The organism is Faecalibacillus sp. TM498, from assembly GCF_020589955.1.
Taxonomy (GTDB): Bacteria; Bacillota_I; Bacilli_A; order Erysipelotrichales; family Coprobacillaceae; genus Faecalibacillus; species Faecalibacillus intestinalis.
Genome location: NZ_JAJDKB010000068.1, coordinates 1 through 10,580 on the forward strand (window position 1 = coordinate 1; position 10,580 = coordinate 10,580).

The 10,580-nt window shown below is 27.5% G+C and carries 14 protein-coding genes and 1 pseudogene; 11 read left to right on the plus strand and 4 right to left on the minus strand.

The annotated features are described in order from the left end of the window. Positions 1-77: 77 nt before the first annotated feature. The 3 genes from LJD32_RS13605 to LJD32_RS13615 are packed head-to-tail and all read right to left on the minus strand — an operon-like array spanning position 78 to position 1,237. Positions 78-476, minus strand: a complete 399-nt coding sequence (locus tag LJD32_RS13605) for a DUF6120 family protein (RefSeq protein WP_032091481.1) — start codon at positions 474-476, stop codon at positions 78-80. A 22-nt stretch (positions 477-498) separates the two neighbouring features. Then, complete coding sequence (locus LJD32_RS13610) at positions 499-906, minus strand: DUF6120 family protein (RefSeq protein WP_227392647.1); 408 nt, start codon at positions 904-906, stop codon at positions 499-501. After that, entirely contained in the window at positions 899-1,237 is a 339-nt protein-coding gene (locus tag LJD32_RS13615; RefSeq protein WP_227392648.1) for a PadR family transcriptional regulator, read from the minus strand. The genes LJD32_RS13610 and LJD32_RS13615 overlap by 8 nt, the downstream gene beginning before the upstream one ends. A 153-nt stretch (positions 1,238-1,390) precedes the next feature. Between LJD32_RS13615 and LJD32_RS13620 the strand changes: the two genes are divergently transcribed. The 5 genes and pseudogenes from LJD32_RS13620 to LJD32_RS13640 all read left to right on the plus strand — a co-directional run. Next, complete coding sequence (locus LJD32_RS13620) at positions 1,391-1,819, plus strand: hypothetical protein (RefSeq protein ID WP_022002128.1); 429 nt, start codon at positions 1,391-1,393, stop codon at positions 1,817-1,819. Positions 1,820-1,856: 37 nt separating this feature from the next. After that, a complete protein-coding gene (locus LJD32_RS13625; protein WP_032091478.1) occupies positions 1,857-2,417 on the plus strand; it encodes a hypothetical protein in 561 nt (186 codons plus the stop codon). A gap of 203 nt (positions 2,418-2,620) precedes the next feature. After that, positions 2,621-2,911, plus strand: a complete 291-nt coding sequence (locus LJD32_RS13630) for a hypothetical protein (RefSeq protein ID WP_032091477.1) — start codon at positions 2,621-2,623, stop codon at positions 2,909-2,911. Further along, entirely contained in the window at positions 2,908-3,447 is a 540-nt protein-coding gene (locus LJD32_RS13635; protein WP_227392649.1) for a hypothetical protein, read from the plus strand. The genes LJD32_RS13630 and LJD32_RS13635 overlap by 4 nt, the downstream gene beginning before the upstream one ends. Positions 3,448-3,613: 166 nt before the next feature. Then, positions 3,614-3,922, plus strand: a pseudogene (locus tag LJD32_RS13640) (GNAT family N-acetyltransferase); the annotation flags it as partial. A gap of 132 nt (positions 3,923-4,054) precedes the next feature. Here LJD32_RS13640 and LJD32_RS13645 read toward each other — a convergent pair. Continuing rightward, positions 4,055-4,309 carry a hypothetical protein gene (locus LJD32_RS13645; protein ID WP_227392651.1) on the minus strand — a complete coding sequence of 85 codons (255 nt, stop codon included), beginning with the start codon at positions 4,307-4,309 and terminating at the stop codon, positions 4,055-4,057. Positions 4,310-4,635: 326 nt separating this feature from the next. Here LJD32_RS13645 and LJD32_RS13650 point away from each other — a divergent pair, with 326 nt between their 5' ends. The 6 genes from LJD32_RS13650 (at position 4,636) to LJD32_RS13675 (ending at position 10,255) form a co-directional block, all read left to right on the plus strand. Next, entirely contained in the window at positions 4,636-6,075 is a 1,440-nt protein-coding gene (locus LJD32_RS13650) for an APC family permease (protein WP_227392652.1), read from the plus strand. Between the two features lie 31 nt (positions 6,076-6,106). Then, the gene (locus tag LJD32_RS13655) at positions 6,107-7,423 is read left to right on the plus strand and encodes a M18 family aminopeptidase (RefSeq protein WP_175301216.1); all 1,317 of its coding nucleotides are present in this window, start codon (positions 6,107-6,109) and stop codon (positions 7,421-7,423) included. A 1-nt stretch (position 7,424) separates the two neighbouring features. Then, complete coding sequence (locus LJD32_RS13660; protein ID WP_052011132.1) at positions 7,425-8,063, plus strand: hypothetical protein; 639 nt, start codon at positions 7,425-7,427, stop codon at positions 8,061-8,063. Positions 8,064-8,119: 56 nt separating this feature from the next. Next, positions 8,120-9,043: a hypothetical protein gene (locus LJD32_RS13665; RefSeq protein WP_227392653.1), complete on the plus strand. Its 924-nt coding sequence runs from the start codon at positions 8,120-8,122 to the stop codon at positions 9,041-9,043. Positions 9,044-9,054: 11 nt separating this feature from the next. Continuing rightward, positions 9,055-9,933, plus strand: a complete 879-nt coding sequence (locus LJD32_RS13670; RefSeq protein WP_227392654.1) for an HAD hydrolase family protein — start codon at positions 9,055-9,057, stop codon at positions 9,931-9,933. A gap of 88 nt (positions 9,934-10,021) precedes the next feature. Continuing rightward, the gene (locus tag LJD32_RS13675; protein ID WP_147579880.1) at positions 10,022-10,255 is read left to right on the plus strand and encodes a hypothetical protein; all 234 of its coding nucleotides are present in this window, start codon (positions 10,022-10,024) and stop codon (positions 10,253-10,255) included. Positions 10,256-10,580: the final 325 nt, after the last annotated feature.

Genomic DNA, 10,580 nt, shown 5'->3' on the forward strand with positions numbered 1-10,580 from the left:
ACTCCGCCTAATAATTTAGAGCGAACCTCTAAGCACCGGATAATTTAATATACCAAAATAAGGCTCCGAAAGGAGCCTTATTCATTTTCTATGCGACTATCTTCAGTGATTTCTTCTACCCAATATCCATGAATACTGTCTCTTGCATCTTGGTAGAGTTTGTTGAAATGATAAATTTCTAAACACCAAATACCAATAGATATAAATATAATAATGGTTACTAATGTTTTAAAAATATATTTTTTATTAAGTTGCTTTATTATGTCATCGTTTTCTAAACTTTCAATATATGATCCAGCAACTTCATTAGGACTACCAAATTCATCTATGATATTTTGATAAGTACAATTAGGTTGAGTATTTGAAAATTCAATGATTTTTTGTGTTAGTAACTTTAGAAATTCTTTTTTATCTTTAGAATAAAAAGGAATAATTTTTTTAACATATTTTATATATTTTTTGATTTCTTTATTCATTTTTTACTCCTAATTTAAATACTTATTTTTCTTGTTTTTCTTTTGCTATTTTTTCTTTATATTCTTCAGCTGTATATGTTTTCATCTTTGTATGTTTTGCTTCATCAATCAATTGATTGATTCGATATCTTTCAAATCCCCAAACACTTATGCATAAAATAATTATGATAGAAATAAAAATATTTATAATTTTCTTTTTATTAAGTTTCTTTATAATTTCGTCACTATTTAAAGTTTCAATATAAGAACCAGCAACTTCATTAGGACCACCAAATTCGTCTACGATATCTTGATAACTACAGGAGTCATGTTCATTAGAAAATTCAATGATTTTTTGTGTTAATAACTGTATAAATTCTTTTTTATCTTTTGAATGGATTGGAATAATTTTTTTAACGTATTTTATATATTTTTTTATATCGTTACTCATCTTTTTTGCCTTCACCATATGCAATGATTTCAAATACACCTTGCATATTCTTTCTAAATTCAATAATTGTTTGTTCTAAATATTCTTTTCCAATTGGTTCAATATGATAATAAACTCTGATTTTTTTATTAACGATCTCATCTCGACTTGAAATATATTCTTTTTTTAATAAATTATGTACAACAGGATAAAGAGTACCTTCTTTAATATCTAATGAGCCATTGGAAATTTTTTTAATTAATTTTACTAATTCATATCCATAACAATCCTTTACTTTCAACAAACTTAAAACAAGCATATCAATATTAAAGAAACTGTTAGATTTTGCCATCTTTTATCACCCAAATTGATTATAACATATGAATTATTATAAACAAGATACTATTATAATAAAAGTATAATTGACATAATGGTAGAAAGACGTATAATGAAAGTAAGGAAAGCGCTTCCTTGATTCATAATATTATGGATGGAGGAAAAGAAAATGAAGAAACAATATGATGTTTGTCTTATTTATTTAAGCTATGTTTTTGAAATAATAGGTTTATTAGCATTTAAATACTTTGATAATTACATTTCTACCCATTGGATTACAATAGGAACGGATGGAAATCCCATTTATGGAGAAGTAGGCTTGCTTTATAATTTATCAGTTGTCATACATTATTTGTTTTATTTTATAATATTTGTTTATTTTTTTATGATGATTAAAAAGGTTGTTTCTAAAGAATGTATTGATCTTAAAAGAAATACTTTTCTTTTATTTGGATTACTTGTAATTGATTTGGTTATGTATCATTTTTCAATTATGACAATGTTTCATTATTCGAGTGCCATAACTTTTATGTGCGTTGGTTTGATCATTAATATGGTTTTATATTTAAAATATCGTACGTATTTAATTAATAATTAAATGTTTGAGTGGTTTTAACAAGGAAGGGTGAAATAAAATGAAAGCAAAAATGATTTTATTACTGTTTGTTATGGGAGTAATATTAGGTGGATGTAGTGTAAAATCTAATAAGGATATTTTATTAGATGATACTAAAACAATCATAAAATATAGCCCTTATCAAAAAATGTTTATGGATTTGAATAGCAATTTTACAGAAGAAGATGTTAAAAAATATATGGGAGATCATCGATTGATAGGAGGCAGAAGTAGTTTAGGTGATTATTTTGAATATCACATATTTTTATCAAAAGATGACAATAAAAAAGCTTGTCAAGAATTTGTAGCAGTACGTTTTTTAAAAGATGGACAATTAGAGGGCTTTCGATATGTATCTCCAGAATTTGAAGGCTATGTATTTTATTATGCAAAAGGAGTGTTTTTAGAGTTTAATGATCAAAATGCAAAAGATTATTCAGGATATTATTATCGAAGTTTACCAAAAAAAGGAAATAAAAAAGGTTTAGAAATAGAATATAAAGATAATACAAAGAAAAGCACGCCCTATTATCCTATTTCAAACGCCAAAGAAGCAATAAACTTTTTGATAGAAAAATAATATTTTAATAACCATTGTATTGTTGAAAAGTAAGTAAATATATAATAAAACCTTTTAAAAATTATAATAAGGAGAAAAATATGAAAAGAAATATTAGAAAATATGCTTTATGGGTTACTTTATTTTTAATAGCAGTAGTTGTATTTTGTCTTTCATTGATTTGGCTTTCTCTTGCCTGCATGTAATGGAAAGGATGAAATTTTATGTTTTATTGGATAGCGATAGAAATTATTTTTCTTATACGTATTGTAGGACAAATTATACAATTGCTGAATAAGGAAAATAACTATGGATTGATCATTATTAGAATTTCTAATGTTTTAGGAATACTGTTGATTGCATTAGCTTTTATACAAAATCCAATTCATGAAATGAATAGAGTAAAAGATAAATATTGGAATTATTATCCAATATATCTTGTAACAGTATTTATTGATCTTATTTTAGAAGTTTTACTTCGACGTAGATTATATAAAAAGGAAGAAAAGTTATGAAAAAATTGATTATAAAAATGTGTGCATTCATGATTTTGATAACACTTTTTACAGGATGTCATCCACAAAATAAACTATATTCATTTGAAACAAAGAAAATAGATGATCAAGTTATTTTAATTTTAAAAAATACTTCAAATAAACCAATTGATCTATCATTAAAAGATCAAAAAATTAAATGTTTACCTGCAAGTAAACAAAGTGTTTTCATTTTTAAGAAAAATGAATTTAAAGATGCTTATTATGATGAAATAAAAGCAAAAGGAAGTACTCAATATCAAGAGTATAATAATTTTGATATCGATCGTATAACTGATATTTCTTTACAACAATTAAATGAATGCATTAAGAAAACAAAAAATGATAAAAAGAAATGTTATGGGGAAGTTGTTGTTTTCTTTTACCAAAATAAATCTCTTGTAGATATTCAAAAACATATTTTTATATTAAAGGGAAAAGAAAGAGTAATCACTTTTGAAAGTTCAAAAATATGGGATGATACAAAGATAATAGAAAATATATATGAAAAAAATTAGTTTGAAATCAGAGGATTTTATGGAAATATGTAATGGTGTTGATTATTTAGATCAAGTAAAAGAATTAATTATAGAATATACAAAGCGTTTGGGACGTGATTTATCTTTTTAAAATATTGATGAGGAATTATAAAATCCAGTAAAAAAATATACAGCTCCTGAAGGAGAACTTTTAGTGGCTGTAGAAAAGAAAAAGGTGATAGGAATGGTTGCCTATCATTGCCATTCAAAGAGTCGCTGTGAAATGAAACGCTTGTATGTAAAACCAAAATATAGAGAAAATAAATTAGGTAAAAAGCTTGTTTTAGAAATTTTAGAGTATGCTAAAAAAGCAGGTTATATAGAAATGGTGTTGGATACGATTATTCCTTTACAAGTAGCTATTCAGCTTTATAAAAAAGTAGGTTTTGTTGAACGTGAGGCGTATTATCATAATCCGATGGATGATGTTTTGTATTTTAAAAAGATACTTTAAGTTATTGGACAACCAATAGCTTTTTTCTCACAATTTTTTACTTTTTTCTCAAAACAGCATGTCATTTGGGAGAAAAGTAAAAAATGGACAATTATTGAGTGATTAAAAAAAGAGAGGCAAAACCTCTCATAATTATTTTATGTTCTTTTTCCAATAGTGCTGTATTTGTTCGAGCTCTTCATAATTGATTCTTAAAATATGATCTTTAATTTGTTTGATGAAATCGTCTCTAGAATGAGGACTGCTAAAATAGAAGGGTCTACCCTGAATGTGATCACTATCTAAAATTTCTATCAACATTTTAGAATATTCTACTTTGTAGATTTTTTTAGGATAGTTATTTTGATCACAATGAATCATGTCTTTAAAATATAATGTATTTTCCATATTTGTCACCTCTTTTGATTTATATTAACAAAGCGGGCATGGATTTAATGAAATAAATAGGTGTTTAAAAGGTAAATATTTGGTGTTAAATAGAAATGAATAATAATAAAAGTTTATTGATGATAAAAATAGAATATTATATTTTGGGATAAATGTATGCTTTTTTAGACAATTTACGGATAAATGTCTAAAAAAGAGTACAATGAAATAAAATGTATAGCATTTATCGACATAATACGATATAATTGTATATCGTGAAGTACAATATTTGTATTTTATTTAAGAATAAACGACCTAAGTTATTCAAAAAATACGGAGGTAAAATCATGGAAGATTCAAAAAAAATCAAGTGGTATGGTTTAGCTTTCATGGCGTTTTCTACTGTTTGGGGATTTGGAAACGTTTTAAATGGCTTTATCTACTTCAATGGTATCCAAGTAGTTTTTAGTTGGGTATTAATGTTCGCACTTTATTTTGTTCCTTACGCTTTAATGGTGGGAGAACTAGGGTCTGCGTTTAAAAATTCTGGTGGAGGAGTAAGTTCTTGGGTACATGAAACATTTGGTCCTAAACTTGCATACTATGCTGGATGGACATATTGGGCATGTCACGTTACTTATATTGCAAGTAAAGGTAGTGGAGGTTTAAAAGCATTAAGCTGGGCAATTTTTAGAAATGCTGAAGTTTATGATTCACTTCCAACATTATATGTGCAACTTGCTACACTTGCAGTATTCTTATTTTTCTGTTGGTTTGCTAGTAGAGGGTTAAACCCACTTAAACAATTAGCAACAGTTGCAGGAACAAGTATGTTCGTTATGTCAATCTTATATATCTTAATGATGTTTGCTGCACCAGCAATTAATCCAAATGGGGGATATTTATCATTAGATTTTAGTTTTGACAAAATTGTTCCACAATTTAATGTCAATTATTTTACATCACTTTCTATTTTGGTATTTGCAGTTGGTGGGTGTGAAAAGATTTCACCTTATGTAAATAAAGTAGAAAATCCTTCAAAAGGATTCCCAAAAGGGATGATTGCACTTGCAATCATGGTTATGGTATGTGCTATTTTAGGTACATTTGCTATGGGTATGATGTTTGATCCAACTGTAATCAATGCAACACCAGAATCATTCAATTCATATGTATCAAATGGTGCTTACTGGTCATTCCAAAAATTAGGTCAATACTATCATATGGGAGATGCATTACTAATTATTTATGCATTATGTAATATGATTGGGCAATTCTCAACATTAGTATTAAGTATTGATGCACCACTTAGAATGTTATTAGATAATGAAGATGCAAGACAATTCATTCCATCTAAATTATTAAAACAAAATAAATATGGGGCTTATGTTAATGGGATTAAAATGGTTGTTGTTTTATCAGGAAGTATCATTTTAATTCAAATCATTGGTGGAAAAGGTGCTGCCGGAGTGTTAGCACAATTAAATAAATTAAATTCTGTCTGTATGCCAATGCGTTATATTTGGGTATTCTTAGCTTATATTGGTTTAAGAAAAGCTTATGATAAGATTCCAGCTGATTACCGTTTTGTTAAGTGTCAACCAATTGCTTTATTCTTTGGTGGATGGTGTCTTTTTGTAACAGCTGCATGTTGTATCATGGGTGTTTACTCAACTGACTTATTTACAATGGCTTTAAATATTATTACTCCTGTTGTTTTAACTGCGTTAGGATTAATTTTACCAGCTATTGCTAAAAGAGAAAAAGCTAACGCTATTACAGAATAATTGTGATAAAATATAGAAGAGGTGTTAGAAAATGTATAGGGGAATTTCAGAAGAATTATTAGATTTTTTACAAAAAAGTCCTACAGCATTCCATGCTGTTGAAAACATTAAAAAAGAATTAAACAAAGATGGATTTGTTGAATTATTAGAGGGAAAACCTTGGAAAATGGCTCCAGGTGGAAAATATTATGTTACTCGTAATAATTCAAGTATTATTGCTTTAAAGGTCGGAAGCAATTTAGAAAATTATAGTTTTAATGTTGCTGCTTCACATAGTGATTGCCCAACTTTCAAATTAAAAGAAAATGCTGAATTAGAAGTAAAGGGTAAATACACACAATTAAATACAGAAGGTTATGGAGGAATGATTTGTTCAACTTGGTTTGATAAACCATTATCTGTAGCTGGACGTTTATTAGTTAAAGATGGAAATGAATTAAAAACACAATTAATTAATATTGATCGTGATTTAGTTTTAATTCCAAATATGGCTATTCATATGAACAGAGCGGTCAATGATGGTTATGCATATAATAAACAAATTGATATGCTTCCTTTATTTGGCGGGGCTGATTGTAAACCAGGTGACTTTATGAAACTCGTTGCTAAAGAAGCAGGAGTTCAAGTAGAAGATATTTATGGTAGTGATTTATATCTATATAATCGTACAGCGCCATCTATCTGGGGAGCTAACGATGAATTTATTTCAAGCCAACATTTAGATGATTTACAATGTGCTTTTACTTCATTAAAAGGATTCTTAGCTGGTGGAAATGATCAATCAATTGATGTATTAGCTTGCTTTGATAACGAAGAAGTTGGTTCAGGAACAAAACAAGGAGCTGCTTCAACACTTTTATATGATGTTTTAAAACGTGCTAACAGTGCACTTGGAAAAACAGAAGAAGATTTCTATTGTGCAATTGCTTCAAGTTTTATGTTATCTGCTGATAATGCACATGCAGTTCATCCACATCATCCACAAAAAACAGACGCAACAAACTGTGTTTATATGAATGAAGGAATTGTTGTAAAATCTCATGCAGGTCAAAAATATACAAGCGATGCGGTAAGCGTTGCAGTATTTAAAGATTTATGTAAAAAAGCCAATGTACCTGTACAATTCTTCGCAAATCGTTCAGATGAAGCGGGAGGAAGTACTTTAGGAAATATCGCAATGGCACAAGTTTCTATGAATAGTGTAGATATCGGTTTACCACAACTTGCAATGCACTCTACATATGAAACTGCTGGTATTAAAGATACTTATTATATGATTCAAGTCATGACAGAGTTCTTTAATAGTCATATTAGCGAAGTAAATAGTCATTCGTTAAAGGTAGATTAAGATGAAAGAAAAGAAGTATGATTTATATTTTGAAAATAGTGTTAAAGTAAAAAGTTTAAATGATGATTATTTTAAATGTTATCAAGAAATTGAAAAATGCTTGTTTAAAAAACGAAAAGATGTTTTAAAGACAAATATTTTACTTTCTGAAATTCTTGATCAAATGAAATCTTTTCAAGATCAAGGAAAAACAGTTCAACAAGTGATGACTAAAGGAAGTCAAGCATTTGTTGATCAAATAGATAGAAAAATAAATTACAAAGAAAAAATCAATCAATTAAAACAAAGAGATTCTAATAAATATGAAATGTCTGGAATATTGCTTACCATGTGTATATATATTGTGCTTCTTTTTGTTAAAGAATTGGTAGGAAATCATTATTTAATTAATTATTATATTGATTTATTAGTAGCAGTCATTATGCTTGTTATAAGTGTTAAGCAGCTTTTAAATCAAAGACAATTGATTAAACGATATCAAGTTTCATTTCAACCTTTTATCATTGAAATAGTAAGTATTGTTATATCATTATTGATTTCAATCTTATTTTATAACAGTCCTTTTGATATCACTTTTGTTATTTTAGTTGTCGCATTTTTTACAAGTAAGAAAATGTATTCAAAATCCTTAAGCAATTAAGGATTTTTTCTTTGCATTCATTCAAATTTATAGTAAAGTATTAGAAGGTGATAAAAATGGAAAAAGAAATCATATTAGAAAACTTAGATGAAAATATTGTAAATGAAGCAACATTTTACAATCAACAAAATATACCGTCACAAATCTCTAAAGCACTTTATTTATATGGAAGTACCACAGATTATCAAGTACTTGGATTTGTTGATGCCAGCGATGATGGTAGTCAAGGAATGATTTTTACAGATCAAGGTGTTTATTTTTGTTTTAAAGAGCCTCATTCCTTTTTATATGAAGATATAGAAGAATTAGTACTAGTAAAAAAAGAAGAAGGTTTTGATTTTTATGCGAAAATCAAAACAAAAGCAAATACTTTTGTTTTTAAAAATAAATATTTAAATTTAAAAGGATTTATTGAATGTTTAAGTGAAATTTTAGAAATGCCTGTTCATTATGAAATGTCAGCTTATGAAAAAGTAGAATACTTTGTACCAATTGTTTTAAATGATTTAAAAGAAGATGTTTATGAAGATTTAGAACTTAACGAACAACACTTCCAACAAATTAAAGATATTGAACATGAATTAGAAATGGCAAAAGAACTTAAAGATTTAGATTATCAAGATGAATGTCGTTCTTTATGTCGTTATTGTTTAGATTTCTTTGAAAGTTTAGGATTGGATAGTGATGAAATTGATGCTTTAAATGAAGCACAAAGTTTCTTTGATCAACAAGATAGTCAAGAAAACCAACAATTAGAAGGAGCAAAGCGTTGGGTCGATGAAATGATGAGTAATTATCAAAATGGTGATACAGGAATGTATGATCAAATGAAATCAACAATGGAAAACTTAGGTATTGATGAAGAAAAATTAAAAAATATGTCAAATGAAGAAGTTGATCAATATGTTAAAGAAATGTGTAAAAAATTTGGTATTTCACAAAGTTTGTTTGATAAATTAAAAGATAGATTTGGAAAATAGAGGGAATTAGAATGATTAAATTAGTTGTATTAGATGTTGATGGAACAAGTATTGATAGAGATAATCATTTTTATGATGATGATATTAAGGAGATTGATTTTTATAAAGAAAAGGGTATCGAGTTTATGTTTGCATCTGGAAGAGATATGAATATGATGCTTGATATGATTAAAAAGAGTCATGTTGATGGAGATTTGATTATTAATAATGGGACACAATATCGAAATATTGAAGGAACTAAAAATATTGTGCATCCAATGGATGAAGATGCTTTTAGAAAGATGATTCCTATTTTACAAAAACATAATTATCATATTTCTATTCATACAACAAAAGGAAAATATATTTTAACAGATTTTGAAAGTTATTGGGACTTACATGTTAAATTATTAATGAAAGGTCGTGAGGGCATTACTTTAGAAGACCTTCCAAATACGACATTCTTTAGAAGATGGGGATATTTAAATGATTGTACGTCGGTTTCTTCAATTGATGAAATTTATCAACAAGGAGCACTTCCTTTAAAAGTAGATGCTAGACATTTAAATCCTGAAGAAGCAAAGGGCGTAAGAGAACGTTTAGATTGTATACCTCATTTAAACATTTCTTCATCATATGAAGATAATATTGAAATTACTTGTGATGATTATGATAAAGGAATTATGTTAAAAGAAGTTTTAAAATTAAAAGGATTGACCCTTGATGAAGTGGCAACTTTTGGAGATGGTTTAAATGATGTATGTATGTTAAAAGGATTTCCTTATAGTTTTACACCAGCTAATGGATGTAAGGAGGCTAAAGAAGCAGCAACCTATACACTTACTAAAACAGGTGGAAATGGTGCTATTCAAGAAGGACTTCATATTTTAAAAGATTTAGATTTGATTTAACTTTCAAAGTAAATGCTTTGAAAGTTTTTCTTTTTTTCAAGAAAAACGTCAAAAAATTGTCTATATAATAATAGGAGGGATAAATTAAATGGACCAAGTACTAGAAATTACATCAAATGATCATATTATCATGCTCGATAAACTCTGTAAAAGAATATTAGGACATCCAGAAACTTTAGGAAGAATCACCAAAGGCTTTGTTAAAGAAGCTAAGGATGTCTCTTTAGAAGAAATCATTGAAATTATTAAAGGAAAGAAAGATCAGGAAGGAAATTATTATTTTCAACAACTCAATAATGTTATTGATATACCTCATCATTGAAAAGTAGAATTTGATTATTTCTATTATATCAATCTGTCACAAGTTGATGAAACAATGAAAAGAATCTAACTAGATGTAGAAATACAAAATGTAGAGAATCCTGGCTATGCTTTGCTTACAAGAGGAAATGATTATCTTTCAAGAATAATTACCAGTCAAAATGGTAAAGAATAGGATTATCGAAATTATGATGGGATGAAAAAAGCCTATGTGATATGGATACTGCCACAGGTAGCTAAAAAAAGAGATGGACATGTCAATCGAATAAGTTCTAAATTAGAAAATATCAGTGGAAGTACTATTGAAAGGTTAGAAAGTTATGATA

Excerpts from the sequence above, each read along its gene's own strand:
- LJD32_RS13655 (WP_175301216.1), top strand. The coding sequence starts at position 6,107 with ATGTATAGGGGAATTTCAGAAGAATTATTAGATTTTTTACAAAAAAGT.
- LJD32_RS13635 (WP_227392649.1), top strand. The coding sequence starts at position 2,908 with ATGAAAAAATTGATTATAAAAATGTGTGCATTCATGATTTTGATAACA.
- LJD32_RS13615 (WP_227392648.1), bottom strand. The coding sequence starts at position 1,237 with ATGGCAAAATCTAACAGTTTCTTTAATATTGATATGCTTGTTTTAAGT.
- LJD32_RS13650 (WP_227392652.1), top strand. The coding sequence starts at position 4,636 with ATGGAAGATTCAAAAAAAATCAAGTGGTATGGTTTAGCTTTCATGGCG.
- LJD32_RS13610 (WP_227392647.1), bottom strand. The coding sequence starts at position 906 with ATGAGTAACGATATAAAAAAATATATAAAATACGTTAAAAAAATTATT.
- LJD32_RS13665 (WP_227392653.1), top strand. The coding sequence starts at position 8,120 with ATGGAAAAAGAAATCATATTAGAAAACTTAGATGAAAATATTGTAAAT.
- LJD32_RS13670 (WP_227392654.1), top strand. The coding sequence starts at position 9,055 with ATGATTAAATTAGTTGTATTAGATGTTGATGGAACAAGTATTGATAGA.
- LJD32_RS13660 (WP_052011132.1), top strand. The coding sequence starts at position 7,425 with ATGAAAGAAAAGAAGTATGATTTATATTTTGAAAATAGTGTTAAAGTA.
- LJD32_RS13605 (WP_032091481.1), bottom strand. The coding sequence starts at position 476 with ATGAATAAAGAAATCAAAAAATATATAAAATATGTTAAAAAAATTATT.
- LJD32_RS13625 (WP_032091478.1), top strand. The coding sequence starts at position 1,857 with ATGAAAGCAAAAATGATTTTATTACTGTTTGTTATGGGAGTAATATTA.
- LJD32_RS13630 (WP_032091477.1), top strand. The coding sequence starts at position 2,621 with ATGTTTTATTGGATAGCGATAGAAATTATTTTTCTTATACGTATTGTA.
- LJD32_RS13675 (WP_147579880.1), top strand. The coding sequence starts at position 10,022 with ATGGACCAAGTACTAGAAATTACATCAAATGATCATATTATCATGCTC.
- LJD32_RS13645 (WP_227392651.1), bottom strand. The coding sequence starts at position 4,309 with ATGGAAAATACATTATATTTTAAAGACATGATTCATTGTGATCAAAAT.
- LJD32_RS13620 (WP_022002128.1), top strand. The coding sequence starts at position 1,391 with ATGAAGAAACAATATGATGTTTGTCTTATTTATTTAAGCTATGTTTTT.